This window comes from Arsukibacterium sp. (assembly GCF_033721375.1).
Lineage (GTDB): Bacteria > Pseudomonadota > Gammaproteobacteria > Enterobacterales > Alteromonadaceae > Alishewanella.
Genome location: NZ_JAWWAP010000006.1, coordinates 163,372 through 188,254, shown reverse-complemented (window position 1 = coordinate 188,254; position 24,883 = coordinate 163,372). Strand labels below are relative to the sequence as shown.

Sequence of the window (24,883 nt, the reverse complement as noted above, 5' to 3'; positions counted from 1 at the left end):
ATTTTTTTAAAATTGCCGGGACAGACCCGCTATCCCGGCGTTCCCTGACTACGGCTGGATGACTTCCAGTGCCGTTGTGCCCTGTACTTCACCATTACCATCTGTAAAGGTAACGGTACCCATGTATAAGCCTGAAGCCAGGCCACGCGTTCTGAGGCTGATATTTTGCAGGCGATTTTCAACCGCGCGGGTTGAGGCAGAAACCACGGTAGACGACTCGGCGCCATCCAGAATCCATATCAGCTGAGTGTAATCAACACTGGCATTGCCAAGTAAATCTACACCTTGGACAAATAACAGATAGAAGCTAAGACCACTGTTTACCGTATTTTCCGGATTAATAATGATCATATCTTCGTTTGCATCTGGACCCGTAGAGCTCTGCAGAGGTGAGCAGCTATTACCAGTTGGAGTCGGCACGCAGGTGTACAACACTATGTCTAAGTTGGTACCCGGTACGCTAACTAAGACATCACGGGTGCTTATTCTCAGTAAAGTTGCACCTTCAGGTACACTAAACGCCGTGTAATATGATGGAGAACTTACATTAATCCCAAAGTTAAATGCGCCTGGGTTGCTGGGTGAAGTTTTAGCTACACCAAAGGGTAAGCTCAGGCCCTGGTGTTCGACGCCAAAGCTACCTGAATACAAGGTTTCAACGAAGAACAATGCTCGGCCCCGGTTTAACTCTAATGACAGTAATTCAGGTACGATAATTGTTGAAGTCGGTACTTGATTCACTGCAATGGGGCTGCGAACAGTTAATCCATCTGTGCGTTCAAGTGTTACTTCACCAAATACCCATTGATTAGCCGGGAAGCCTGGCACTGAGTTAAAGGTTAAGCTGTAGCTTGCAGTACCGCCTGGTGCAACTTCCAACAGTCCGCTTGGGATCGGGTCGCCAGCAGCATCAAAGGTTGCAACTGAGACAGTTGTACCTTCCGGTGCATCAACCAGAACATTGTAAGTACCGCCATTGCCCGATACGTCAGTAACTGTCCGGGAAATAGTTTCAGTACCGGCAAGTTCACCAATTGCAATTGAAGGGTAGTTCAATTGACTTGCGTCGGTCGCAAAACCGGCGTCAGCAATTTCGTTACAATCAGCACCAAATCGGGCAGATGACACTAAGCCCGCTTCACCTTGCCCACACAAGAAGCCAAGGTAATCACCTAAGTTTGCACTGTAAACCAAGCCAGGATTTAATGACGGCGCTGGAGCCACATGGCCGGCACCGAAATCAAACGGATCAGCAGGCGTGATACCATTTTCTTTCACAAGGTTCTGGCGCGCCGTGGTCATAATAGCTGATTTGATTTGAGCCGGAGTCCAGGTGGGATACTGACCCGCTAACAATGCTGCCATACCGGCAATATGTGGGCTGGACATTGACGTACCTTGCAGATAAGCAAAGTTTTCACCTTGTGGGTTGCCACCAAATTGCAATTGCTCTGGGCTGGACGCTGCTAATATGCGCACGCCAGGAGCGGTAATATCAGGCTTCAGGATGTCGGCTGTCTGGGTATTTACACCGCGTGACGAGAAGCTCGCCATGATGTTACCCACTTCAACTGCGTCAACCGCTGCACCATCCAGCGACATTGTTACATTGGTGGTGCCTGAATTTACACTGTCGGCTAATGCCAGACCATCAGCATTAAAGACCATCACACCAGGAATACCAATACCGGGGTCTTCTCCACCCATCGGGATTGGCGTGCCACTTAGGGTATAGACTACTGCGCCAATGGCGCCGGCTGCTTCAGCGTTTAACAGTTTGTCAACAAAGGGACAGCCACCGCGAGCAATAAGAGCAATCTGACCGGTTAAATCATTGCTTAAAGGTCCACAAGCCGCAATTGGATTAGCAAGACCTAAATCTGCTGTCAGCCCACCTTCTGGTACCGCTGTACCTATAACAGCAGGCACGGAAAAGAATGACTCACCAGCTAATGCACCGCTATTAATATTAAGCGCATTACCGATGGCGGCCGAAATACCGTCATAAGTAGATGCTGCAACCGTTGCAATCCAGGGAGCAATGTTACTTACTGTCGCTGCTGTAGGGCCGCTGTTACCGGCAGAGGCAGAGAAGAATACACCTGCATTAGCAGCACTAAGAGAAGCGTTGTATACCGGAGAATTAATCGCCTGCGAGTTACCGATAGAGTAGTTTAAGACATCTACACCATCAATAACTGCCTGATCTATCGCGGCCAGGCTGTCCCCAAAGAAACAGCCACGTTCGTTAACTCCAGCCGGACTGATATAATTGGCATTCCAGCATACTTTATATGCAGCGACGCGCGCCCGCGGTGCAATACCGGATAAGGTACCAACGTCAGTGCCGCTTAAGGTTGCGTCTACGCCAGCATTACCGGCTGCCGTTGACGCTGTGTGGCTGCCATGGCCATCAGCGTCTCTTGGAGAAGCAAACTCTCCTAAACCAAATTGCATTTCGTACACGCTTGAGAAGGTGCTGCCGAAATAGCGAGCGCCAATCAATTTATTATTACAGGTAAATTCGTCTGCCGGAGCGGTTGAATCGTCATAAATCACCACGCCATCACGCACAAAGGAACCAACACTACCCACGTTACACTCACCCGCCCATGCTTCCGGCGCCGGGCCGTAAGAATTCGCTGCGCTGCTTGCCGCAGAGCTGAAAGAAGGATTTTCTGGCCATATACCAGAATCCAGAATACCCACAATAACGTCTTCGCCGACAATACCATTGTCGTGTACACCATCACCTGCCTCGCTAACTAACCCCAGAAACGTTGGGGTATTAGCGGTTTGCAGTTGATGGACTTCATCCGGGTAAACTGCTGCAACGTCGGGGTGGTTGCTTATGGCTTTTAATTGGGTTGGTGATAAACGGGCAGAGAACCCGTTAAATGTATGCGCGTAGTTGTGCAACACATCAACTATACCAATTTCAGCGGCAACTGAAGCTTGGCGGGCTTTTACGGCCGCTACGTACGCTTTAATTTTCGGTGAACTGGCGTTGTAATTATTTCCTACAGTGGCGACCAACTGGTTACTTGGAATAAGCTCACCTAATTGAGTGGCCATGTTAATTGCGGTTGCACCTTTTAGTTCAACTATGTACATCCCGGACGCTGCTATAGCTGGGGCATGATTTGTTGCGCTAAGCTTGCTGGCATCAACCTGGACGATATACGGCGATGCATTTGCATGTGCGTATGTACTCGCCAATGCGGCTGATAACGCAATACCCAAGAGGTATTTATTAAATTTCATTTGCTTCTCCCGTTAACATCATTTTGATCTTTAGACTACTATGCCAAATTGGCTTCAAATCCCTGACCGTTCAACGCGAGCAAGCTGGTAATTCAAAGCAATAAGTTCTGCAAACTAAAGGTTCCAATGGTCGTTATTATTGTTTTACCTTAATTTTAATTAAAATTAGGGCAGGTTACTTATTGCAATGAAAGCAATATTTGTGTAGAGCAATATTCGTGCCTTGTAGTTAAGTGACTATTATTGATGGTTTTTTGAACAGTTCGGGGTGATTTAAAATTAAAGTTGTAAAAAAAGCCGACAAATCTTTTGCCGCCCAAATTGTAAGAAACATTTAGTCAAGCTGTGACGACCACAGTGAGGGGGATGAATGAAATTGAAAGTATTGCTGTTAAATAGCAGGTTGTAATAAATTTTTAATGTTTAATTAAAGTATTATTAGTGAGACATGTTGGTTTTAATTTGCGCGGCTCATGTATAGCGCGCACAAATATGATAAAACAGCCCGGCTCCCGCGCCTTGGCTGAAGATAAACCGGGTGCAGCTGAGCCATGGGCTAGCTTTGCATAACATTTCAATAGCTATTGTTGATCTAACCCAGTGTGTAAATGAGTGGCGATAAAAAGTGCTTCTGTTTTTTCGCGGGCCCAGGGGGTGCGGCGTAAAAACTTCAGACTGCTTTTGATTGAAGGGTCGGTTTTAAAACAGTTAATGTCAATCCGCCGTGCAAGTTCAGGCCAGCCGTAATGATCGACCAGCGCGGTGACGACCTGCTCGAGTTTAATACCGTGTAACGGGTTGTTTTGCTGCTGGCTCATCTGTGCTCCTGCATTTTAAGCGTTAAAAAAATAGCCGCCATCAGGCGGCTATTTCTTCTGGTAAGGCGATTATAACCTTTCTAACACTGCTTCGGTAAAATCAGTGGTACCAAAACTGCCGCCTAAATCGCGGGTAGTTCTGTCGCCGCTGGCAATCACGTCGGCAAGGGCCGCCCGTATTTTCTCTGCTTTATCCTGCATTTGCAGATATTCAAGCATCTGAATTGACGCCAGAATAACTGAGCTTGGGTTTGCCAGGTTTTTACCGGCGATATCGGGCGCACTGCCGTGCACAGCTTCGAAAATAGCGCAGTCTTTGCCGATATTGGCCCCCGGGGCCATACCCAGGCCGCCGACTAATCCGGCACATAAATCGGATATGATGTCGCCAAACAGGTTAGTGGTAACGATAACGTCGAACTGCTGCGGGTTCATCACCAGCTGCATACAGGCGTTGTCGACAATCATTTCCTGAGCTTCGATATCCGGGTAGCGTGCAGCCACTTCACGTGCGGTTTTCAGAAATAAACCTGAAGTTGATTTCAGAATATTGGCTTTGTGAACAATAGTAACTTTTTTGCGGTTTTCACGCACCGCCGTTTCAAACGCGAATACGGCAATCCGCTCGGCACCTTCGCGGGTGATAATGCTGCTGGCTTCAGCAGTCAGGCCGTCTTCAGAAAGCTGCTGGCGGTGACCGGAATACATGCCTTCAGTGTTTTCGCGGATAGTGATAATGTCGATATTTTCGTAACGAGCTTTGGTGCCTTTAAACGAAATAACCGGCCGCACATTGGCATACAGGCTGAATTTTTTGCGCAGGGTTACATTGATAGAAGTAAAGCCTTCACCTACCGGCGTGGTCAGTGGACCTTTTAAGGTGATTTTATTGCGGGCAATAGCATCTAAGGTTGTCTGTGGCAGCAGTTCGCCGGTCTGCTCCAGCGCCGTCAGGCCTGCATCAACATACTCGTAGTCAAAATCACAACCGGCTTTAGTCAATACTTCAATGGCTGCCTCAACAATACTTGGGCCTATGCCATCACCTTTAATGACAGTAATGGTTTGCTTACTCATGTGGATCCTCAGGGTGTTAAAGGGGGAATACTGGCAGACGCTAACCGTCTGGAACCGCGCGAATATAGCAGTTTTAGCGCTATTTCGCCAGTTTGGTGGAAACTTACAATAGAAGCTGGCGTTATACTGGCTATAACGCCGATGAATGATGTAATTAAACTACATTTCTGGGAGTGGATAATAACAATGGCTGGTGCTGATTAACTGCTGTTGCCAGTATGTTGCCGGATGTGGTGCTAAGTTAAGCCGGCCAGCCGCTGTTGGTAGCAACGCAGCGAACCGCTGGCTGCTGCCCTCATCAGCCAAAAAGACAGCCAGGGCCAGCTGCCAGCTCAGGCGCAGTAGCAGCACTAAAGGCGTGGCTTGCCGGCTGTGCCAGTCCTGCATGGCGAGCGCCCAGTCCGGCTGCTGATAATGTTCCAGTAATTGTTGAGCGTGCTGTGGGTAATCCTTTGCCTGCCAGATATGCTGCTGAATATAAACGCCGAGTAACAGCTGCCCCCGCACTTGCCGGGCCAACGCAATGGCATACAGTGCCGGCTGCTGCCAGAGGCTTGCGCTAACGCAGCGGGCGATAACACCAGCCGTGCCGGCTTCAAGTGGCTCAGGCATGGCGCTGCTTAGCAGACGCAGCGCCTGTGCCAGACAATGTTGCAACTGCTCCAGCCAGGCATGATGCGGGTGGCCCTGCCACAAACAAAACTGATACAGCTCAGCCTGCACTACCCAGTCTTGCAGGGCGTCCTGACCCAGCATGCTAATGGCATGACGCAACCGGTTAACCGGTAGCTGCTGACGACTGATGCCGGCGGCGGCGTGCTGTAAATACTGGCTGAGCAACGGCCGGCTTTCCAGCATTTGCACTTGTTTACTGATACTAAGCTGGCTTAACTGATCAAACAGCGATTGCTTAAAGCAGCTTTGCAGGGGGTAGTCCGGCACCAGAGGTAATAAACTGGGATCAGGCTCCAGTGCGGCCAGCCAGTTTATATCACGGAAAAACTGCGGACTTAATAATGTCAGCTCTGCCAGTGCCAATTGCTGTACCTCATGGCCGAGCGTCTTGCTGGCAGGGTCAAACTGACGGGCATAAACCTGCAGAGCCTCGTTCTGCCCGCTCTGCCAGACAATGCCACTGATAAACCAATAGTCCGCTGAGCTGTCAGCGGCTTGCTTTGCTCGGGCAAACCGGCCCGGCAGCGCCTTAACCTCGGCCAGTTGCTGCAACAAACAACACCATGTTGGGGGAGTAACGTCAGCCTGGGAGCTCTGATAGTTGCTCAGCGTTTGCGCTAAGCCGGGCTGACTACCTGTCGCTGGCAGCAATTGTTCTGCCAATTGGCTTACCCGTGCCAGTAGCGGCCCGTCGGGGTGAAGTAGCCAGCAATGATGCCGTTGGCTGTTGCACGCGCCGATAAGCAGCGCTAATAACGGCTGTTTTTTATCATGCTGCTGCAGCGCTTTGGCAGCGATGAGGCTGGCCTGAAGGGTGGTTACGCTATCATCGCCGCAGGCGGTAGTCACTAAACCGGCCTGCAGTAAACGCTCAATGCGCTGGTTTTGCCAGCCGTAGCTGCGACCAAGGATCATACTTAACGCCAGCATTTTAACTGCTTTGGCCAGATGCGGCGACAACTGACGTGGTGTCAGATTAAGCTGAGCGACAATACTGGCCGGATGCTGAGCCGCCAGTTCATTAAATAAGATGCTTAGCTGGACACTTTGCTGCAATATCGCGGGCATAGCTGCCGCAGATGCTGGCACCGAAGGTTGGGGCACCAGTTGCTTAAGCTGTTGTAAGCCAGAATAAAAAAGTGGCCATAGCTTGTCAGCTGTTGTCATTGTTCACATATTGCTGATACTGACTGATCGCGCCATCACCGATAGCCACCAGCTGACGGTTAACAAACAGCAGTGCAGTGCATTCGTCTTCGGTAGTAATGCCATCGGGCAGCTTGCGTTGGGTGCGGTAGTACATTAACTGATAAACCTGACCATTAAGCAGCACGGCTTGGGTAATGTCGGGTCCGCCAAGGCGACCGGTCACATCATCCTGAGTGTGGTTTTCAGCAAGTTTATAACGGCCGATAACTTTGGTATTAAAGTTGTCACGATGTTGCCAGGTCATCTGCGCCGGATCATCTTTATAAAATAACAGCACTGTTACTGTAAGCAGGATATAGACAGCAAAACCACCGACGAATAACACAACAGGTTTTATCTTCATGGCTGTTCCTGCACCGGCTCTGGCAGCCTTAGCTCTTGTAAATTAAGACCCAGCTCCAGGGTTGTCTGCAGGCTCAACACCTGCATATAGTTGACGATAGCCTCTTTGTGACTGAGTATTTTGTCCCGTAATTTTTTCGGACAGTCCGGATGAGCCAGCGCGTCTGTCAGGGTGTCCCCCAGCGCCATCAGTTCTAAAGCGGTTTTCGGGCCCACCCCGCTGACGCCTGCTATATTATTGGTACTGTCGCCGGTAAGGCTCCACAATCTGACTAATTGCGCCGGTGCCACCCCAAACTTGGTTTCAACATACGCCGGGTTCAGCTGCTGGCGGGCGAAAGGATCATAAATATTAATGCCCTGAGTTAGTAATGGCAGAAAGCCTTTGTCGGTCGAGACAATGGTTACCTGTTGCTGATGCTGGTTAAGTTTACTGGCAATACTGGCAATAATATCGTCGGCTTCAAGCTTCGGATCGGTAAAGCAGCGAAAGCCATGCTGTGCTGCAGATTGCTCCAGCAGCGGCAGTGCTTCTGCCAGGATTTCCGGCATCGGCTTGCGGTTAGCTTTGTACTCTGGACAGCGTTGCTGGCGCCACTGACTGTCGCGGCCATCAAACACCAACAACGCATGGCTTGGCGAAAGTTCATGGCGCAGCCGCTGCAGCGCCTGCAATAACATGTTCCTGGTATTGTTAATAATCTGCTGGCGGGTGCCGTCAGCAACCTGCTCTGCTAATGGCAGATAAGGCCGCTCCTGAACGGCGTACAGGCGTCTGATCAGGTTCAGTGCATCAATTAATACCAGGTGCATCATAGCTAGCGAATGATCCTGTAACACGGCACATAGGCAGTGCCCGGCAGTTTCATTCTGCCCTGGTCGACAAAGGCCTGCAGCAGGGTATCCATCATTTGCATCAGTACCGGTTCTCCTGATAACTGGAAAGGTCCATGCTGGCGAATTGCCCGGATCCCTTCATCTTTAACATTGCCGGCGACAATACCAGAGAATGCCCGCCGTAAATTGGCAGCAAGTTTCGCTTTGTCTTGTTCCAGGTGCAAGTCCAGTGCGGCCATATTCTGGTGATTCGGGATAAAAGGCTGCTGGAACTGCGGATCAATATCCAGCGTCCAGTTAAAGTGGTAGGCATCGCCCACCGATTTTCGATATTGGCGCACATCGGCACAGCCCTGTTTTAACTTTCGCGCCACCTCGGCCGGGTCATCAATGATTATCTCGACCAGCCGTAACGCTTCGTTGCCCAGGGTGCTTTGGATAAAATTGGCAATTTCATTGAAGTAGGCCTCTGACTGGCGCGGACCGGTCAGAATAATCGGCAGTTGTTGTCCAGCATTACTTTTTTTCAGCATAATACCCAGCAGGTATAACAGCTCTTCTGCCGTTCCTGCGCCACCGGGGAAGATAATAATGCCATGCGCAACCCGGACAAAAGCTTCCAGCCGTTTTTCAATGTCGGGCAGGATCACCAGTTCGTTGACAATCGGGTTTGGCGGTTCGGCGGCAATGATACTGGGTTCGGTTAACCCCAGATAACGACCGGTACGGATCCGCTGCTTGTTGTGGCCGATGGTCGCGCCTTTCATCGGCCCCTTCATCGCGCCCGGGCCACAGCCGGTACAGATATCTAACCCGCGCAGGCCTAACTGGTAACCAACCTCTTTGGTATACTCGTATTCAATTTCATTAATTGAGTGGCCACCCCAGCAAACAATCATGCTTGGCACATAAGTGGCGTCGACCACCCGGGCATTACGCAGAATATCAAATACGGTGTGAGTCAGCTGCCGCGGGTCCTCAAGTTCCCGGGCTTTGGTCTCGGCTGAACGACGGGTATGGTAAAACAGAATATCCCTGAGCACGGCAAACAGGTGTTCATGAATACCTTTGATAATAACGCCATCAACAAAAGCGCTTTGCGGCGGGTTAGTCAGTTCGATTTTTATGCCACGTTCGCGCGCCAGTAAATTAACGCTGAAATCTTTATATTGCTCGTAAATTTCCGCGGAGCTATCCGTGTGGCTACCGACATTCAGCACTGCCAGGCAGCAATTACGAAATAAGGCGAAGGCTTCTGATTCGGTGTTGTTCTTTAAACGTTCAACTTCAAGCTGAGACAGTAAATCCATGGCGCCTAACGGGTTTAAATGCACCTGCATCTGTAACTCCAATACTGATTGTGTGCTGCACCAGCGTCAGATTTTTAGAATGACGCGATCGCGGCCGGCTTTTTTAGCTTCATAAAGTGCTTCATCTGCCCGATCAAAAACCTGACGGCTGGTATCTTCAGCGGTTAATTGGCTAGCCCCAAAGGAAATGGTGATAGGGACTTTCTGATTTTTAAAGGTAAACACAATACTTTTAATTTTTTCTCTTAACTTGTTCAGCGGTGCTGTGAGCTCTTCCAGCGCTGTTTCCGGAAACAAAATAACAAATTCTTCACCGCCATAACGGGCAATAAAATCAGTTTCCCGTAAGCCCTGTTGTAATGCTTTAGCGATGACTCTGAGTGTTTTATCACCTGCACTATGGCCATAATTGTCATTAATGCTTTTAAAATGGTCAACATCGGCCAGCGCGATACACAGGGGTTTTTTGTAGCGTTGCCAGCGCTTAATCTCCAGCGCCAGCCGCTCGTCAAAGGCTGCCCGGTTAGGAATTTCTGTTAATGAATCCTGTAAACTGCGGAAATTCTGTTCAGCCAGTTTGGTTCTGAAAGTCTGTGCTTCAGCTTCCAGTTCTTTTAGTCGCAGTTCCATGCCATTTAACGTTAATAACATGGCCTGGCGCTCTTCCGTCTCCAGCTGCTCTTTTGATTTTAGGGCATCACTGATACTGCCTAATCGCTGGGTAACCAATTCTTTTAATTGTTCCAGTGACGTGGCGCTTTTTGTGCTGTGCCCCAGCTGAGTAATCTGCTGCTCAATCTGCTGGTTAAGAATATCCAGTTTCTGGTGCAGCTTGTCAGCATTTTTTAACGACAGACTGACAGCCTGCTTTACTGATGACAGCGCGTCATTCAGTTTCAGTAAAAAATGCTCAGCCGACAGGCGTTCTTCATTGATGCTGGCGACGATAACGGTAATGGTTTGCAGACAAGCGTCCAGCAGCGCTTCGATCGATAAATTGTCCAGTAAACTCTGCCTGATCAGCGTGATTTGCGGTGCGCTTTTTTCAGCAAAAGCTAACTCGCTGAGTAAGTTTGTCAGCTCGACACTGATTTGGCGGCAAATATGGCCATAGCGAACATCATCACTTTCTGCACTGCTGTCAATTTGCTGTTTCGATTGTAAGGCACTCTGATACAGGTTGGTAAGGCTGGTTAAATGGGGTAAAAAAGCCTGTACAGTAGACGGTGGTTCGGCAACTTTGGTTAATAGCTGCCGCAGATCCCGGCGCAGTTGATCGGGCAGGCCTTTTTGCTGCTGCAGCAATTTGCCTGCCTGATTAAGCTGTTGCTGTACTTCCTTAATATCGCGTTGTTGTTTGGCATCCAGCAACTGCAGGCTTTGGTTGGTATCAGCGATAAAAGGGATCAGCTTTTCCAGATCGGTGCCTTTGGCTAACTCAGTTCGTAACTTGGCCAGGCGGTTGTCCAGCTCCAGATCCACGCCTTTACACACCAGCGATAACCGAAGTACAAACTGGGCCAAAATCTTAAACTGACTTTCGTATGCATCTTCCAATGTTTTACGCGCTTTAATCGCATTGGCCAGTTGCTGCTTCAGATCATCTTGCAAAGGCTGCACCTTAAATACATAAATGTTAAAAAAGCTGTTTAGATTTAAGTATATCCGTAAACAACGGAAATGCGATCACTGTTTGAGTATTTTATTGCCGGTGCAACGAATAAAAACAGCGAGCCGGAGCTCGCTGGGGGTAGGGGACTATTATTGTTTGCCGGATTAACTTATTTGTACAGGTAATAAGGTAACCAGGATGTTTCTTCTTCAGAGGTAAGATAATACATAATTGGCGATCCTTCTTGCTACCGCTGCGGGTTAGTCCGTCTAACCCACTGCGCTATTAAAGCAGAATTTGCCTGTTTTTGAAAGTTAACATGTAATGTTACAGTAAGGCTTTCATTTATTTCAGCTGTATTGGCTTATTTACAGCTGAAAACACCCTATCAGTGCTTAATTTCTGAAAGTGACACTGAAAGTTTACCGTTTATTGCCGGCTTAACCGCAAGTTTGGCAGCTGATAACTGGCGCTGGCCCGCACCGGGTTAATGTCCAGACCACCACGGCGGGTATAACGGGCATACACCAGCAGATACTCGGGCTTACAACGTTGCCAGATATCGAGAAAAATCCGCTCGATACATTGTTCATGAAATTCGTTATGGCTGCGAAAACTGATGAAGTAGCGTAGTAAAGCCGCATGATCAATAGCAGGGCCACGATAATGCACATAGATACTTGCCCAGTCGGGTTGTGACGTGATCAGACAGTTTGATTTTAATAAGTGTGAATGCACCTTCTCATCAATCATGCCGGGCTTGTCAGCCAGTTGCAACAGATCTGGGTTATACTGGTAACTGTCGATATTGATGTCCAAATCATCAATACAATGTCCTGGTATCCAGGTAGGCTGAAATACCATGATTTCATTAACGTTATGTAACGTCACCCGTACCATACTGCCGGCACAGGCAGACAAATCACGTTGCAGCGCCTGATAAACCTGGCGTAAATCAGCAAAACGGCTCTGGTTAAAGCTATTCAGATATAGCTTGAAAGACTTCGACTCAATCAGATTTGCCGAGGTAACCGGCACCACAAAGGTGGCTAATGCCACCATAGGTTTACCTTTGGCATTGAGCCAGGATAATTCATAGCCATGCCAGATATCCTCGCCAATAAAAGGCAGGGCATCCGTATCGTCCAGACCCAGACTGCTTCTGCCCAGCGTGCGGGGCACCGGCTGCAACAGGCTGGGATCATACTGTTCGGCATAAGCTGTCGATTTGCCAAGGCTTAACCCGGCCATAATTTCTGAGTGGCTTTTTGTCATCTGGCTACTAATCCGGTTAGAATGCGGGCGATCTTAGCATAACTTCATGTCAGAGTAGAGAGGGTGTCCGTGTCGTCATTAGCAGAGTGCTACCAGAATTTTATTAACCAGACCCAGAACTGGTATCAGCAACAAAACCTGACATTGCAAGCCTGGACAGCGGATCCTGCCAGCCCGGCACCGTGCCAGCTGGCTGTGCTGGACGACAATCAGGTAAGCTGGCAACCGGTGCGCCAGCAACCCCCGGCTGATTTCAGTAATATTGAGCAGGCCCTGGAATTGAGCCTGCACCCGGATATTAAGCAGTTCTACAGTTTATATTATGGTGCCGGCCTGGGCGCCAGCCACAGCCGGGGGCCACTACAATTACTGATGGTCTGGGACCAGGATGATCTGGCGCGGCTGCAGGAAAACATTATTGGCCATATTCTGATGAAACGGCGCCTGAAACAACCCGAGACGGTGTTTTTTGCCTTAACCGATGACGACAATATTTTGTTGTCGGTATTAAACCGCAGCGGAGAAGTGTATCTGGAGACGGTTGGCAAAGATGTTAAAGAAAAACTGGCCGAATCGCTGGCTGATTTTTTCAGCCAGCTAAGCCCGGCGGCCTATCAGGGCGTCTGACACTCCCAGGCAATATTACTGAGCAGCAAACAGCGGTCACATTTAAAATCGAAAATATCCAGCAGCGGCGTTGCCAGGCGCCAGTCTGCACCACAACCCGGGCAAAGCTTTTCTGCTTCGCCAGCACAGTTTTTGCTGCTGCCGCTGTATAACGCATAATAAACAGGCAGGTTGTTATGGCTGGCAATGTCTTTTGCCAATTGCCGACCCTGCTGGTTCAGGGTGCTGCCCAGTTGCTGCAGGCTGTTTTCCGCTGTTTTTCGCAGCACCCGTTGTTCTTGTTGCTGTATTTCATCCAGCGCCTGAAACTGGATTTGCCAGCGGATCAGGGCTTCATGATCTGAACCGCTGGCCGGTTGCAACTGATATAACGGTAGCGGTGCCAGATCTGCCAGGTTTCGCAGCGGCGAGCAGTTATCGCTGAAAGTGGTAAACAGCAGCAATGCCTCTGCGCTCTGGTTGCTACTGTGCTGTGACATGATATCCATGCCCAGTAGTTGCACTTGCGGATATGCCAGTCCGGCAGATGCCAGCTGCTGCTCTGCCTGCAATGCTCTGACGCTTAAATGGCTGCGTTGCAATGCATTCTCTGCCGGAATAACCAGCCGGCTGTTAAAGCTTTCGTGCTGCCAGGAGGTTGGGAATTCGCGGCCGATAACATTGCCATTAAAAATCAGTGCCTCGCTAAATTGGCGGATTGCTGCTTCAGCGCGGCTGAAACTGGTATCAGCGATGACTTTATAGGTTAGTTCAGCCAGATACATGTGGTTGTTCCAGCAGGGCAAGAATGCGGTCCAGTTTGTTCTCAATGCGCTGCAGTTGCTCAGCCAGATTTTCGGGTTCAGCCACTGCAGCGGAATTTAGTTGTTGCGGCTGTGCAGTATCTGCCGGCGTTTGCTGGCGCCACAGCTGATAGGCTGAAAAAAGTGCCGGTACCGTCAGCTGCCCGGCTAAGCGGGCTTTAAACAATGCCAGACTGGGGGTTTTACCTTCCTGGCGTAACCGGGCAGCAGTTTGATGAAGCAGTTCGATTGGCGAGCTCATTAATTTTGCTTTAATTTGACTATTATTTGGTTAAATTTAGCATCAGGCCAGGTTGATAGATAGAGCTAATTAAGTAATTTGTTGATTTGTATATAAAATAAAGTTGGTATCGAATTTGCAAAATTTGATAATGTAGCAGGCATCTCAGCCTGTGAAACTAAATCAAAAACGTAACAGAAAATAATAACTAATGGAGTAAAAAGATGATAATCAGAACCCTGAGCTTGCTGGCATTAACCGGCTTATTAACTGGTTGTGTCGTGGCGATTGGCGATAAAGATTATGAAAGTTCAGATGGTGCTGACAATGAGTGGCGAAAAGTTCAGCGGGAAAATCTGGCGCAGATTAATCAGTTTGAACCCGGCATGGCATTTAATAATGTGATATCACGTTTAGGCAATCCTGACTTTACCGAATTTCTGGTTAAAGATGGCGAGCAGGTGCAGGTGCTGTTTTACCGCACCCAGCATAAACGCAGCGACGGCAAAACCACCAAAGATGAATGCACCCCGTTGGTTTTTATCAACAATCAGCTGCATAGCTGGGGCGACAAAGCCTACCAGCAGTTATAATTTAAACTTAGTACCTGGCTGCGCTAATACCGCAGCTGGGTGTTCAGCTCATCAATAGTCATCACCCAATCCGCATCCTCTTTAAATGATTCTTTCAGAAAATGCCGCTGCGCCTGATTCCAGAACGGGGCATCGACCAGCTCAACATCGTCAGCCAGACGGTGATTGCTGATAAAACGTTTGATATCTTCAGGGCTGCTGTCTAATCCTAACTGCATAAACAGATTGGTCATATTATGGTTTGATGTATCCATCATTATCTCCTGTTCTGATTTGGATAAGGCAATCCGCCATAGCTAACTATAAGCATAGTCAGTGCTGGCTGATAAGCCCAGCATAGTGCCCGGCAGCGCCGGAAAAGCTGCTTGGCAACAACCCAACCTACTGGTATTGTGGTTGAAAAAACAACAATAAGAGAGACGTGATGACGGCAATACTGAATACCTTTAATCCAGAGCAGTTAAAAGCAGCGTTGCTTAATGGCGAAGAGTTAAAACTGGCAGCATCGCTTTTATATCAGTCTTATCATGACGACCCATTGTTTTTAACTATTTTCCGTGGCGATACGCCTGACTATGAACAACGGTTACGCTCTGCGATCCGTGAGGAGCTCAATACCTTCTGGCAGGCGCAGCAACCGCTAGTCGGGCTGTTTCATGGCGACCAATTGCTGGGGGTTGCCTGTGTGGTAGGGCCTGACTCTGGCATCGGCAGCAACCGGCTGTGGCACTGGCGCTTAAAGATGCTGCTGACTGCCGGTTTTGTCTCAACCCGGCAAATGCTGGAAAAAGAGCAGCGTATCCATGCTGCCATGCCTTATGAACGTTACCATATGCTGGCATTTATTGCCGTCTCGCCAAAATACCAGCATCTTGGGCTGGGGCATTACCTGATCCATGCTGTTGACAGCATTGTTGATGAGGATCACAGCTCCAACGGCATTGGCGTGTTTGTAACCCTGGCTAAGTATCAGCCTTTTTTTGCTGACGATAAATATCAGAAGGTAACGGAACTGGCATTTGGTAGTGTCAGCGGCAGCCTGATGTTCCGGCCACGGCAAAGTCAGGCTGAGCCGGCGTAAACAGGAGGACAGCGGCTATGTCAGGTTTTAACAACTTTCAGGAATTTTACCCTTATTATCTGAGCGAGCATCGCCATCCGGTATGCCGGACTTTGCATTATATCGGCAGCAGCCTGGTTATTGCGGTGCTGCTGTTTGCACTTTTTACCCAGCAATGGCGTTGGTTATGGCTGCTGCCGTTTATCGGCTATGGCTTTGCCTGGTTAGGCCATTTTATGTTTGAACATAACAAACCGGCCACCTTTAAATATCCTTTGTACAGCCTTGCTGCTGACTGGGTGATGCTGAAAGATTTTTTAACCGGCCAGCTTAAACATAAAATGCCACCGGTTTAAATCCGGTGGGCAGGCAAATTAAATGCGGCCAGCCGCATGCCACTTAGCACCAGTTCTGCCGGATAGCGGCTTTCACCATCGGCACTGAAATCGACCTGATACAAAGTAGTAAACCGTAGCCGGCCATTAATTTTGCGAAAACTGTGGCCATTGCGACCGCAATCCAGCATCTGCAATTCCTGCTGCTGACACAGCTGCTTAGCCAGCAAGCGTGCCCGCTCGTCCTGCTTGCGCTGCAGCCAGAACAGATAACAAACTGTGCTGATAAACAGCAATAATAATACCGGGCCCATAGTTTTCTCCTGAAACGACCTGCTGATAATGCTGGCGAAATTACCGTTTTACAAGTGCTGGTCGTTGATAAAGCTTATGGTAAACTACCTGGCATAGAGTGAGGTCGTTATGTCAGATGTGGTTAAATATCTTCTTATTCAGCTTGAAACCGAATTAAAGCAACAGCAGTTATGGAGCATTACCGCACCTGACGATGCCGACCTGGCCAGCACAACCCCGTTTTGCTGTGATACGTTGCGCCTGGAGCAATGGCTGCAATTCGTGTTCCTGCCAAAGCTTTGGAGATTACTGCAAAACAGGCAGCCATTGCCGGCTAAAGTCAGTATCCTGCCCTATGCCGAAGAGGCATTTAAAGCGCAGGGGCAACGCTTACAACCTTTATTACAGCTGATCCAGCAAATTGACAGCACTCTGACGGTGCAGTGATGAGTTCAGCCGAGCCGTTTACCCTGACGTCGCCGTTATCAATTCTGTATCGGGACCAGTATATTGTCGCAGTCGATAAACCCAGCGGTATGCTGGTGCATCGCTCGTTTCTGGATAAACATGAAACTGTCTTTGTGATGCAAACGTTGCGCGATATGCTCGGGCAGCATGTGTTTCCGGTACACCGGTTAGATCGGCCAACGTCCGGGGTATTGTTGTTTGCCCTATCTGCTGATGTCGCCAGATTGCTTGGCCAGCAGCAGGAGCAGCACTTGTGGCGTAAACATTATCTGGCGGTGGTTCGCGGGTTCTTATCTGCGGCAGGCCAGTTAGACTACCCTTTAAAAGAACAGCTGGATAAAATTGCCGATAAATTCAGCCGCAGCGATAAAGCGCCGCAGCAAGCCATCAGCCGATATCAGCCGTTACAGCAGATTGAATTGCCCATTCCAGTCAGTAAATATCCGGCAGCACGTTATTCTCTGGTTGCCCTGCAGCCGCTTACCGGGCGGAAGCATCAGCTACGCCGGCATCTGGCGCATTTACGCCATCCGATAGTCGGTGATACCAGTCATGGCGATGGCAAGCACAATGCTTTATTTAAGCAGCATTTTAATTGCAGGCGTTTATTGCTGGTAGCAAAACAGCTGCAGTTACCGCATCCGGTGACGGGCGAAACTTTAACAATATCTGCCGGTCTGAACGAGCTTGAACCGCTGTTTAATCACTTTGGTTGGCCGGTGGCTGAACTCTATTATCAGCAGCAATTCGCTGCACATTTTCTGGAGGAAAAATGGCAAAAATCGCCCTGATTGTGGGTTCTGTGTATGGTGGTGCTCAATATGTCGCTGAGCAGGCAGAAGCTGTTATCGCCGGTGCTGGCCACGAGCTGGCACTATTCGATGAACCGAAGCTGGATGACGTAATGGCAGCGGATGCCAACGCCTGGCTGGTCATTACCTCGACGACCGGTCAGGGTGACATCCCTGACAACTTGCTGCCATTTTATGTTGAACTTAAAAACCGGTTTCCGTTGTTAAGCGGTAAGCCGTTTGCTGTTATTGCGTTAGGAGATAGCAGCTATGATACTTTCTGCGGTGCAGGCGAGCAAATGCGTGAGCTACTGACTGAAATTCAGGGCAGTGAGCTGGCGCCAATGTTGCGGATTGACGCCTGTGAAACCTTAGAGCCCGAAACGGTGGCGTTGCCCTGGCTGGAGCAGCAGCTTAAAAAAATCTGAGTAGCGCAATACTTATACCACCGGTCAGGCTGATTAGTACGGTAGCGAAAATCAGGCTTCTGGCCAGCGGCTTACTACCTAAAAACACCACCATGCCGCATTTAACCAGAGTATTGCTCAGGGCGGCAACGGTAATTGCGCCGGCAGCAAGGGTCAGGCTGCCTGTCGCCGAGCGGGCGTAATCTGCCATCGATAACGTAATCGCGTCCACGTCGGTCAGCCCGGCAACTGCTGCCAGTAAATACAGGGTTTCGCTCGGCGTATAGAGCTGGACAAATTTTACCAGGATCAGAATGACGGCAAAAAACAGCCCGAATTTTATCGCTGCAATCAGACTAAAAGGGTTTTTGACCGATACTTCACTTTGTTCCGGGCGGGCCAGCTGTTGCTTACTGCCGCGCCAGTAGCAGAGCCCTGCCAGAGCTGCGGTCATTGTCGCCATCGCCCCGAACGGGATTAACAATAACGGTAGCAACGGTTTAAATACAATTGTTATTGTTACCAGCACTCTGATAAACATGACCAGCCAGGCCAGCAGAATGCCGGTTGCCTGGGTATCCGCGGCCATGCTGTTGCCCTGAGCTTTGCTGTTGCGGGCAAAGCTGAGAGTCGTGGCTGTAGAGGATGCCAGCCCCCCGGTAATCCCGGTAACCACAGTACCATGTGCTTCGCCGAGCCAGCGTACTGCGACATAACCTAACAATGACATTGCAGAAATCAGCACCACTAACAGCCACAGCCGGTAAAGGTTTAATGCCTGCCAGGGATCAACAGGTTGTTGCGGTAGTAACGGTAATACAATAAAGCTGGCGATCAGCAGTTTCATAATGGCATACAAATCTTCATTGCCAATTTTGTCGACCAGGCCATGCAGTGGCTGTTTAAAGGTCAGAATTGCAGAGGTAAGAATGCCCAGCATCACCGCCAGCTCGGTGTAGCCATACATGACCGCGCCGCCCAGCAGGCAAACCGTAATAGCACTGAGCTCGCTGGTTAAACCGCTGAACTCATTGCGCCGTCGGCTTTCCATAACAAAGGCCACACTGGCAACCACCCCGACGATAAGCACTACCATGATAAATAACCAGGCAGCTTGCAGATGTAACGACAGCCACGCAGAGACTGCGCCAGCCTGCGCCACCAGAATAAAGGTACGTAAGCCACCAAAGCTGCCTAATTGCTGATTGCGGCGGTGTTTTTCACGCTCCATCCCTACAAGGGCGCCAAGCAGTAAGGCAATTAAAAATTTCTGGACCAGTTCAAAATCAAATGCATTCATGTTGGCAGTTACTCTTAACAATATTTGTCGAGTTTTCGATACTGCGCCTGGCCGGGCCGTTGCTGCTCGGGATCATTTTGCAGAGCAAGTTTATCAACCCACATCGCCGTTGCGCCGCAAACCGCAATGGGCATAACAAACAAGTTAAATAACGGTATCATACAAGCAAAATTTACCATAATGCCAAAACTAAAGCTGCTGGCTGGCTGGCGTCGCAATTGGCCGCGCATAACGGCAAAATCGATACGGTGGTTATCAAAGGGGTAATCGAGATACTGGATTGCCAGCAACCAGCTGGTAAACAGGAACCACAATACCGGGCCAACTACCGGCAGGAATAAAAACAGGACAAATACGACAATGGCCCGGGGCAGGGCATAGCGTAATTTTTGCCATTCCCGGCCAAGCATGCGGGGTATATCGTTGATAAAGCCACGAAAGCCAACACTGGGTAACGGTTTACCGGTTAAATGGGCTTCCACTTTTTCACTAAGCAGGCCGTTGAAAGGAGCGGCAATAAAATTGGCAACCATGGTAAAACTGTACGCCAGGCCAATCACCAGTGAAAACACGCCAAGAGGGATCAGCAGGTATTCCAGCCAGTGCAGCCAGGCTGGCAGGTAATGCTGCATGGCCGCTATCATTGCCTGAATCTGCTGCATCAGCAGATAAAATGCGGCAGAAAAAAGCAGTAAATTTATCAAAAGTGGGATCAGCACAAAGCGTTTTAGGCCTTTGGTGCCCATTAATGCCGCGCCCTGAAAAAAGTAATGCATGCTTGCTCCGACTGAAGCTCAGTTAAACAGTTGCAGCCAGTATAAGATGTTGCAGGCAGATTGTAGCTGAATGATTAAGGTTTTTAGTAACAGAATATAACGCAGCATCACACAGCGCTGGTCTAAGTGGCGGTTTTTTATGCTAGAATGCGCGCTGTTTTGCCGGATGGCGGTACAGTATGACAACATTATGGGTTTGGCAAATAAACTAAGGGTGAAAAATGGCAATGTTTGGCTCGGCACTGGTATTTGGTTTAACCACACTTTTTTTACTGGCAGGGCTAACCTGTTTAGTTTCGGCACTGCTGGTGCCTGCTGACGGTGGCGCGGAGAAACGTTTTGAAAAACGGCTTGAGTACAGCATTTTTGCTGTCGCCGGGCTGGTCGGTTTTGCAATGTTAACGATATTTAGCTAATGGTTTGTCGGCGGCGTTAACCTGCAAAGGCAGCAGCTGCCTTTGCAGGTTCGATACTGTCAATTCAAAAGTAGTACTGCCAGCGTTACTCTACGCTGCGAAGCAGGGCGTTAATACCCACTTTAGCCCGGGTTTGAGCATCGACTTTTTTAACAATAATGGCGGCATATAAGTTATGGCTGCCATCTTTGGCAGGCAAGGTGCCTGGCACCACGACCGCTCCAGCCGGTACCCGGCCGTAACTGATTTCGCCGGTTTCCCGATCGTAAATCCGGGTGCTCTGGCTGATATACACACCCATTGATAACACCGCACCTTCTTCGACAATAACGCCTTCTACCACTTCAGAGCGGGCGCCGATAAAGCAGTTGTCTTCAATAATGGTCGGGTTAGCCTGCAGCGGTTCCAGTACGCCGCCAATGCCGACGCCACCGGATAAGTGAACATTCTTACCAATCTGGGCACAGCTGCCGACAGTTGCCCAGGTATCAACCATGGTGCCGTCACCAACATAAGCGCCAATATTAACGTAGCTTGGCATTAGCACGACATTTCTGCCAATGTAGCTGCCCTGGCGGGCTGCAGCCGGGGGGACTACCCGCACACCATCTGCACGAAAGCGCTCGGCAGTGTAGTCGGCGTATTTCATTGGTACTTTGTCAAAAAAACGGTTTTCAGCACCGTCCATTACCACATTATCATTAATCCGGAACGACAGCAGCACCGCTTTTTTCAGCCACTGGTGCACGACCCATTCGCCGGCAATTTTTTCGGCAACCCGTGCCTGGCCGCAGTCCAGCAGCGCTATCGCCTGCTGCACGGCTGCTTTAACGTCAGCCGATACCGAGCCTGGAGTAATATCGGCACGAAGTTCGAACGCATTTTCGATAATGCTTTTTAAGTCAGACATGGTGTTATTTTAGCCTTCTGTTTCCTGTGAGAGTTGTGAAATCAGCACCCGTCTAAGCTGACTTTGCTCGTCGCTGCTTAGGGCCTGGTCCTGTGCATTTGATAACATAAAAAAGTCTTCTGCCCGCTCACCGATGGTAGTGATTTTAGCGGCATGAATATTTACGCCGCAGCGTTGAAATACCTGACCGATATCAGCCAGTAAGCCAGGGGTATCAAGGGCGGCAATTTCAACCATGGTGCGCTGCTTAATGTTACCCGGCAAAAATACCACTTTGGGTGGTACATTAAACTGGCGCATCTGCCGCGACAGCCGCGGTTTTTGCCGGGATAAATCCGGCTTACCGGCGATATACAGCTCCAGCGCCCGCTTAATACTGGTTAATCTTGAAGGTGAACTGACCGGCTCGCCGTTTTGTTCAAGAATAACAAAGGTATCCATCGCGTAACCATCTTTATTGGTCATGATCTGGGCATCAAAAATATTGACTTTTTTACTGTCAAGCGCCGCCACCAGCCGGGCGAACAGGCCTGGTTGATCCTGAGTATATATAAATACCTGGGTCCCGCCGCGAATCGGCGTTTTACTGATCAGCACTAAAGGTTCAGTGCGATTTTTATGACGTAAAATATGTTCGCAGTGCCAGGCTATTTGTTTCGGGCTGTAGCGGGCAAAGTAATCTGCTTTAATCCGGCTCCACAAGTGCTGGATTTCAGATTCAGTAAAAGTTTGTTTTAGCAAAAGCGGCATCGCTTCGCTCTGGTTTTCGCGAATTAAATCGCGTAAATCCATTGGTTTTTCCAGGCCGCGGCGAAAGGCTTTCTGGGTGGCCAGAAATAACTCCCGCAGTAATGAGCCTTTCCAGTCGTTCCACAGATTATCGTTAGTGGCCCGGATGTCGGCCAGGGTTAAACAATACAGATAATTAAGCCGGGTTTCATCCCGCACTTTTTCGGCGAACTCGGCGACAACGGCCGGATCATGAATATCACGCCGCTGGGCGGTAACGGACATCAGCAGATGACTTTCCACCAGCCAGGCGACCAGTTTACTGTCGAACTCACTGAGTTTATGCAGTTTGGCAAATTCCCGCACATCCATCGCACCCAGTTCAGAATGATCACCGCCACGGCCTTTGGCAATATCATGAAAAATACCGGCCAGGTATAGCAGTTCTGGCTTCTCCATCCGCTTAACAATATCGGTACAGAGCGGGAATTCACTTTCATGTTCAGGCTGGGTGTACTTATAAAGGTTTTTCAGCAGACGATGGGTATGTTCATCTACCGTATACGCATGAAATAAGTCAAATTGCATCTGGCCGACAATATTGCGCCACTGCGGTAAATAAGCAGCCAGCACGCCGTAGCGGTGCATCAATGTAATGGCTTTATCCATACCACGCGGGTGGCGCAACAGCGCCAGGAATAACTGACGGCAAGCCTCATAGTCCTGTAAATCGCCCATTAACCGCCGGCGAACCTGGCGCAGTAAACGCAACGTAGTGGAGTGAATACCGGTAATGTTAGAGTTGTTGGCAATGTGCCAGAATAGCCGCAGCAGGTTGTCACGCCGGGCAAAAATGGCATTGTCGCGGGCTTTGATTAAATGACCGCTCAGCTCAAAGTAGTCGTCCAGTTGTTGTACTTTTACTTTGGTGCCCTGGTTTAAAATGCTGCCTTCAAAATGCTGTAACAGCATTTCGTTCAACTCGCTTACCCGTTGTACTGTACGGAAAAACCGTTTCATCATCCGCTCGACTGAAGCTTTACCGTCGGAGCCAAAGCCCAGCCGTTTTGCTGCAGCCGGCTGGTAGTCAAATAAAATCCTGTTTTCATTGCGGCCAGCTTCAATATGTAGCGCAAAACGCATTTGCCACAAATAGGCTTCGCATTCCATCAGTTCCTGATATTCATCTTCTGTCAGGTACTGATAGGCTACCAGTTCACGCATCGTCCGGGTGTTAAAATGCTTTTTCGCCACCCAGCCAATAGTCTGAATATCCCGCAGGCCACCGGGATTCGCTTTCAGGTTTGGCTCAAGGTTATAGGCCGTACCATGATACTGGGCATGACGCTGCTGTTGTTCATGCCGTTTGGCCTGAAAGAACGCCTGACTGCTCCAGAAGTTATCAGCACTGATCTCCTGCTGCAGCTGCTCAAACAACGGCTTGTTGCCGGTTAGCAGGCGCATTTCCAGTAAATTGGTGGCAATGGTAATGTCGTCTTTACCGAGCTTTATGGTTTCTTTTAAGGTGCGGACACTGTGGCCGACCTCTAAACGCAGGTCCCATAAACTGGTAATAAAGCTGGCGACGGCTTCTTGTTGGCTGCTGGTTAAGCGCCGGTCAGATAAAATCAGCAAATCAATGTCAGAGTAGGGGTGAAGCTCGCCACGGCCATAGCCACCCACCGCGACTAAACTCAGGTTGTGCTCTTTGCTCAGTTCAAAATGTTGCCACAGCTGACTTAACACCGAGTCAATAAAACGGGCACGAGCTTTAACCAGACCGTTGATTGGCTGGTGCTCAAAGCTGCGCACCAGCCAGTCATGAAATTCACTGAAGTGTTTTTTATAGTTGTCCAGCGAAAAACTGCCTGGCAGTGATCGGTTAAATTGCAATGTTTGCGTCATGCGACTCCCTGCTGAACGATTAGTAAGTGGTTACTCTGCTGTCAGGTGGCGTTCCAGTGTTTCATCACTGCGCAGCGTCAGAATTTCACAGCCATCGTCGGTAACCAGCAGGGTATGTTCAAACTGGGCTGATAAACTGCGATCTTTGGTCACAACGGTCCAGCCGTCTTTCAGCATTTTGCTGTGGCGGCCTCCGGCATTAATCATTGGCTCTATTGTTAAACACATGCCACTTTTTAATACCTCGCCGGTACCGGGCTTGCCATAATGCAACACCTGTGGGTCTTCATGGAAAACAGCCCCTATGCCATGGCCGCAATATTCCCGTACCACAGAATAACTATGTTTTTCAGCGTGTTGCTGAATGGTGTGGCCGATATCGCCCAGCCGGACACCGTTTTTTACCTGCTTTAACGCCAGATATAAACACTCCTGGGTCACCCGGATAAGCCGCTCAGCCATAATGCTGGGTTTGCCCACCACAAACATTTTAGAGGTGTCGCCATGATAGCCATCTTTAATAACGGTGATATCAATATTAATAATGTCGCCATCTTTTAACGCTTTGTCGTTGGGAATGCCGTGACAAATCACCTGGTTAACCGAGGTGCAGATTGATTTGGGAAAACCATGATAGTTAAGAGGAGCTGGTATGGCCTGCTGCTCGTTGACAATGTAGTCATGGCAGAGAGTATTGAGCTCATCTGTGGTTACGCCAGCTTTGACATGCGGCCCTATCATTTCCAGCACTTCAGCTGCCAGACGACCGGCTATACGCATTTTTTCAATTTCGGCGGCGGTTTTAATATTTGCTGTCATCAACACTCTCT

General features: G+C 49.3%; 26 protein-coding genes. 8 read left to right on the top strand and 18 right to left on the bottom strand.

What is annotated here, in order from left to right; genetic code table 11:
• Positions 1 to 48: 48 nt before the first annotated feature.
• From R3187_RS11000 to queF, 9 genes are all read right to left on the bottom strand, one after another.
• Positions 49 to 3,114 carry a S8 family serine peptidase gene (locus R3187_RS11000; protein WP_318967238.1) on the bottom strand — a complete coding sequence of 1,022 codons (3,066 nt, stop codon included), beginning with the start codon at positions 3,112 to 3,114 and terminating at the stop codon, positions 49 to 51.
• 731 nt (positions 3,115 to 3,845) lie between these two features.
• Positions 3,846 to 4,082, bottom strand: a complete 237-nt coding sequence (locus R3187_RS10995; RefSeq protein WP_318967090.1) for a VF530 family protein — start codon at positions 4,080 to 4,082, stop codon at positions 3,846 to 3,848.
• A 69-nt stretch (positions 4,083 to 4,151) separates the two neighbouring features.
• Positions 4,152 to 5,159: an isocitrate dehydrogenase gene (locus R3187_RS10990; protein WP_318967089.1), complete on the bottom strand. Its 1,008-nt coding sequence runs from the start codon at positions 5,157 to 5,159 to the stop codon at positions 4,152 to 4,154.
• A gap of 159 nt (positions 5,160 to 5,318) precedes the next feature.
• Entirely contained in the window at positions 5,319 to 7,001 is a 1,683-nt protein-coding gene (locus tag R3187_RS10985; protein WP_318967087.1) for a hypothetical protein, read from the bottom strand.
• The gene (locus R3187_RS10980) at positions 6,988 to 7,386 is read right to left on the bottom strand and encodes a DUF3192 domain-containing protein (protein WP_318967085.1); all 399 of its coding nucleotides are present in this window, start codon (positions 7,384 to 7,386) and stop codon (positions 6,988 to 6,990) included. The genes R3187_RS10985 and R3187_RS10980 overlap by 14 nt, the downstream gene beginning before the upstream one ends.
• Positions 7,383 to 8,201, bottom strand: a complete 819-nt coding sequence (gene xni / locus R3187_RS10975; protein ID WP_318967083.1) for a flap endonuclease Xni — start codon at positions 8,199 to 8,201, stop codon at positions 7,383 to 7,385. The genes R3187_RS10980 and xni overlap by 4 nt, the downstream gene beginning before the upstream one ends.
• 2 nt (positions 8,202 to 8,203) lie before the next feature.
• Positions 8,204 to 9,562 carry a nucleotide 5'-monophosphate nucleosidase PpnN gene (gene ppnN, locus R3187_RS10970; protein WP_318967081.1) on the bottom strand — a complete coding sequence of 453 codons (1,359 nt, stop codon included), beginning with the start codon at positions 9,560 to 9,562 and terminating at the stop codon, positions 8,204 to 8,206.
• Positions 9,563 to 9,598: 36 nt separating this feature from the next.
• On the bottom strand, positions 9,599 to 11,152 hold the full coding sequence (locus R3187_RS10965) for a diguanylate cyclase (protein ID WP_318967079.1): 1,554 nt from the start codon (positions 11,150 to 11,152) through the stop codon (positions 9,599 to 9,601).
• 421 nt (positions 11,153 to 11,573) lie between these two features.
• Positions 11,574 to 12,419 carry an NADPH-dependent 7-cyano-7-deazaguanine reductase QueF gene (gene queF / locus R3187_RS10960; RefSeq protein ID WP_318967077.1) on the bottom strand — a complete coding sequence of 282 codons (846 nt, stop codon included), beginning with the start codon at positions 12,417 to 12,419 and terminating at the stop codon, positions 11,574 to 11,576.
• A gap of 69 nt (positions 12,420 to 12,488) precedes the next feature.
• On the opposite strand from queF, the gene syd reads away from it, so the two are divergent.
• Positions 12,489 to 13,046 carry a SecY-interacting protein gene (syd, locus tag R3187_RS10955; RefSeq protein ID WP_318967075.1) on the top strand — a complete coding sequence of 186 codons (558 nt, stop codon included), beginning with the start codon at positions 12,489 to 12,491 and terminating at the stop codon, positions 13,044 to 13,046.
• On the opposite strand, the gene R3187_RS10950 is transcribed toward syd, so the two are convergent.
• Entirely contained in the window at positions 13,034 to 13,810 is a 777-nt protein-coding gene (locus R3187_RS10950) for a DUF2310 family Zn-ribbon-containing protein (protein ID WP_318967074.1), read from the bottom strand. The genes syd and R3187_RS10950 overlap by 13 nt on opposite strands.
• Positions 13,797 to 14,090, bottom strand: coding sequence for a hypothetical protein (locus R3187_RS10945; protein WP_318967072.1), 294 nt, complete (start codon positions 14,088 to 14,090; stop codon positions 13,797 to 13,799). The genes R3187_RS10950 and R3187_RS10945 overlap by 14 nt, the downstream gene beginning before the upstream one ends.
• A gap of 203 nt (positions 14,091 to 14,293) precedes the next feature.
• Between R3187_RS10945 and R3187_RS10940 the strand changes: the two genes are divergently transcribed.
• Complete coding sequence (locus R3187_RS10940; RefSeq protein ID WP_318967070.1) at positions 14,294 to 14,662, top strand: DUF3192 domain-containing protein; 369 nt, start codon at positions 14,294 to 14,296, stop codon at positions 14,660 to 14,662.
• A gap of 23 nt (positions 14,663 to 14,685) precedes the next feature.
• On the opposite strand, the gene R3187_RS10935 is transcribed toward R3187_RS10940, so the two are convergent.
• Positions 14,686 to 14,919, bottom strand: a complete 234-nt coding sequence (locus R3187_RS10935; RefSeq protein ID WP_413229023.1) for a DUF2789 domain-containing protein — start codon at positions 14,917 to 14,919, stop codon at positions 14,686 to 14,688.
• A 167-nt stretch (positions 14,920 to 15,086) separates the two neighbouring features.
• Between R3187_RS10935 and R3187_RS10930 the strand changes: the two genes are divergently transcribed.
• Together R3187_RS10930 and R3187_RS10925 are read left to right on the top strand one after the other, a co-directional pair.
• Positions 15,087 to 15,743, top strand: a complete 657-nt coding sequence (locus R3187_RS10930; RefSeq protein ID WP_318967068.1) for a GNAT family N-acetyltransferase — start codon at positions 15,087 to 15,089, stop codon at positions 15,741 to 15,743.
• Between the two features lie 17 nt (positions 15,744 to 15,760).
• On the top strand, positions 15,761 to 16,078 hold the full coding sequence (locus tag R3187_RS10925) for a DUF962 domain-containing protein (RefSeq protein ID WP_318967066.1): 318 nt from the start codon (positions 15,761 to 15,763) through the stop codon (positions 16,076 to 16,078).
• Here R3187_RS10925 and R3187_RS10920 read toward each other — a convergent pair.
• On the bottom strand, positions 16,075 to 16,371 hold the full coding sequence (locus tag R3187_RS10920; RefSeq protein ID WP_318967064.1) for a DUF3301 domain-containing protein: 297 nt from the start codon (positions 16,369 to 16,371) through the stop codon (positions 16,075 to 16,077). The two genes, R3187_RS10925 and R3187_RS10920, sit on opposite strands and share 4 nt — an antisense overlap.
• A gap of 109 nt (positions 16,372 to 16,480) precedes the next feature.
• On the opposite strand from R3187_RS10920, the gene R3187_RS10915 reads away from it, so the two are divergent.
• The 3 genes from R3187_RS10915 to R3187_RS10905 are packed head-to-tail and all read left to right on the top strand — an operon-like array spanning position 16,481 to position 18,038.
• Positions 16,481 to 16,798: a YqcC family protein gene (locus tag R3187_RS10915; RefSeq protein WP_318967062.1), complete on the top strand. Its 318-nt coding sequence runs from the start codon at positions 16,481 to 16,483 to the stop codon at positions 16,796 to 16,798.
• Positions 16,798 to 17,610, top strand: coding sequence for a tRNA pseudouridine(65) synthase TruC (gene truC, locus R3187_RS10910; protein WP_318967060.1), 813 nt, complete (start codon positions 16,798 to 16,800; stop codon positions 17,608 to 17,610). The genes R3187_RS10915 and truC overlap by 1 nt, the downstream gene beginning before the upstream one ends.
• Entirely contained in the window at positions 17,592 to 18,038 is a 447-nt protein-coding gene (locus tag R3187_RS10905; RefSeq protein WP_318967059.1) for a flavodoxin, read from the top strand. The genes truC and R3187_RS10905 overlap by 19 nt, the downstream gene beginning before the upstream one ends.
• Here the strand turns inward: R3187_RS10905 and R3187_RS10900 are convergent.
• A complete protein-coding gene (locus tag R3187_RS10900) occupies positions 18,025 to 19,317 on the bottom strand; it encodes an MgtC/SapB family protein (protein ID WP_318967057.1) in 1,293 nt (430 codons plus the stop codon). The genes R3187_RS10905 and R3187_RS10900 overlap by 14 nt on opposite strands.
• Positions 19,318 to 19,331: 14 nt before the next feature.
• A complete protein-coding gene (cysZ, locus tag R3187_RS10895; protein WP_318967055.1) occupies positions 19,332 to 20,093 on the bottom strand; it encodes a sulfate transporter CysZ in 762 nt (253 codons plus the stop codon).
• A gap of 221 nt (positions 20,094 to 20,314) precedes the next feature.
• Here cysZ and R3187_RS10890 point away from each other — a divergent pair, with 221 nt between their 5' ends.
• On the top strand, positions 20,315 to 20,509 hold the full coding sequence (locus R3187_RS10890) for a hypothetical protein (RefSeq protein ID WP_318967053.1): 195 nt from the start codon (positions 20,315 to 20,317) through the stop codon (positions 20,507 to 20,509).
• Positions 20,510 to 20,594: 85 nt separating this feature from the next.
• On the opposite strand, the gene dapD is transcribed toward R3187_RS10890, so the two are convergent.
• From dapD to map, 3 genes are read right to left on the bottom strand one after another with little or no spacing between them, the layout of a single operon-like run.
• Positions 20,595 to 21,419, bottom strand: a complete 825-nt coding sequence (dapD, locus tag R3187_RS10885) for a 2,3,4,5-tetrahydropyridine-2,6-dicarboxylate N-succinyltransferase (RefSeq protein ID WP_318967051.1) — start codon at positions 21,417 to 21,419, stop codon at positions 20,595 to 20,597.
• A 9-nt stretch (positions 21,420 to 21,428) separates the two neighbouring features.
• The gene (gene glnD / locus R3187_RS10880; protein ID WP_318967049.1) at positions 21,429 to 24,053 is read right to left on the bottom strand and encodes a bifunctional uridylyltransferase/uridylyl-removing protein GlnD; all 2,625 of its coding nucleotides are present in this window, start codon (positions 24,051 to 24,053) and stop codon (positions 21,429 to 21,431) included.
• 30 nt (positions 24,054 to 24,083) lie between these two features.
• Positions 24,084 to 24,872, bottom strand: a complete 789-nt coding sequence (map, locus tag R3187_RS10875; RefSeq protein ID WP_318967236.1) for a type I methionyl aminopeptidase — start codon at positions 24,870 to 24,872, stop codon at positions 24,084 to 24,086.
• Positions 24,873 to 24,883 lie beyond the last annotated feature (11 nt).

Bases quoted from the DNA above. Each gene is read 5' to 3' on its own strand.
- R3187_RS10900 (WP_318967057.1), bottom strand. From the start codon at position 19,317: ATGAATGCATTTGATTTTGAACTGGTCCAGAAATTTTTAATTGCCTTA.
- R3187_RS10945 (WP_318967072.1), bottom strand. From the start codon at position 14,090: ATGAGCTCGCCAATCGAACTGCTTCATCAAACTGCTGCCCGGTTACGC.
- R3187_RS10925 (WP_318967066.1), top strand. From the start codon at position 15,761: ATGTCAGGTTTTAACAACTTTCAGGAATTTTACCCTTATTATCTGAGC.
- ppnN (WP_318967081.1), bottom strand. From the start codon at position 9,562: ATGCAGGTGCATTTAAACCCGTTAGGCGCCATGGATTTACTGTCTCAG.
- R3187_RS10995 (WP_318967090.1), bottom strand. From the start codon at position 4,082: ATGAGCCAGCAGCAAAACAACCCGTTACACGGTATTAAACTCGAGCAG.
- R3187_RS10915 (WP_318967062.1), top strand. From the start codon at position 16,481: ATGTCAGATGTGGTTAAATATCTTCTTATTCAGCTTGAAACCGAATTA.
- cysZ (WP_318967055.1), bottom strand. From the start codon at position 20,093: ATGCATTACTTTTTTCAGGGCGCGGCATTAATGGGCACCAAAGGCCTA.
- xni (WP_318967083.1), bottom strand. From the start codon at position 8,201: ATGATGCACCTGGTATTAATTGATGCACTGAACCTGATCAGACGCCTG.
- truC (WP_318967060.1), top strand. From the start codon at position 16,798: ATGAGTTCAGCCGAGCCGTTTACCCTGACGTCGCCGTTATCAATTCTG.
- glnD (WP_318967049.1), bottom strand. From the start codon at position 24,053: ATGACGCAAACATTGCAATTTAACCGATCACTGCCAGGCAGTTTTTCG.
- R3187_RS10920 (WP_318967064.1), bottom strand. From the start codon at position 16,371: ATGGGCCCGGTATTATTATTGCTGTTTATCAGCACAGTTTGTTATCTG.
- R3187_RS10905 (WP_318967059.1), top strand. From the start codon at position 17,592: ATGGCAAAAATCGCCCTGATTGTGGGTTCTGTGTATGGTGGTGCTCAA.
- R3187_RS10930 (WP_318967068.1), top strand. From the start codon at position 15,087: ATGACGGCAATACTGAATACCTTTAATCCAGAGCAGTTAAAAGCAGCG.
- queF (WP_318967077.1), bottom strand. From the start codon at position 12,419: ATGACAAAAAGCCACTCAGAAATTATGGCCGGGTTAAGCCTTGGCAAA.
- R3187_RS10950 (WP_318967074.1), bottom strand. From the start codon at position 13,810: ATGTATCTGGCTGAACTAACCTATAAAGTCATCGCTGATACCAGTTTC.
- R3187_RS10935 (WP_413229023.1), bottom strand. From the start codon at position 14,919: ATGATGGATACATCAAACCATAATATGACCAATCTGTTTATGCAGTTA.
- R3187_RS10980 (WP_318967085.1), bottom strand. From the start codon at position 7,386: ATGAAGATAAAACCTGTTGTGTTATTCGTCGGTGGTTTTGCTGTCTAT.
- R3187_RS10890 (WP_318967053.1), top strand. From the start codon at position 20,315: ATGGCAATGTTTGGCTCGGCACTGGTATTTGGTTTAACCACACTTTTT.
- R3187_RS10990 (WP_318967089.1), bottom strand. From the start codon at position 5,159: ATGAGTAAGCAAACCATTACTGTCATTAAAGGTGATGGCATAGGCCCA.
- map (WP_318967236.1), bottom strand. From the start codon at position 24,872: ATGACAGCAAATATTAAAACCGCCGCCGAAATTGAAAAAATGCGTATA.
- R3187_RS10940 (WP_318967070.1), top strand. From the start codon at position 14,294: ATGATAATCAGAACCCTGAGCTTGCTGGCATTAACCGGCTTATTAACT.
- R3187_RS10985 (WP_318967087.1), bottom strand. From the start codon at position 7,001: ATGACAACAGCTGACAAGCTATGGCCACTTTTTTATTCTGGCTTACAA.
- R3187_RS11000 (WP_318967238.1), bottom strand. From the start codon at position 3,114: ATGTACATAGTTGAACTAAAAGGTGCAACCGCAATTAACATGGCCACT.
- dapD (WP_318967051.1), bottom strand. From the start codon at position 21,419: ATGTCTGACTTAAAAAGCATTATCGAAAATGCGTTCGAACTTCGTGCC.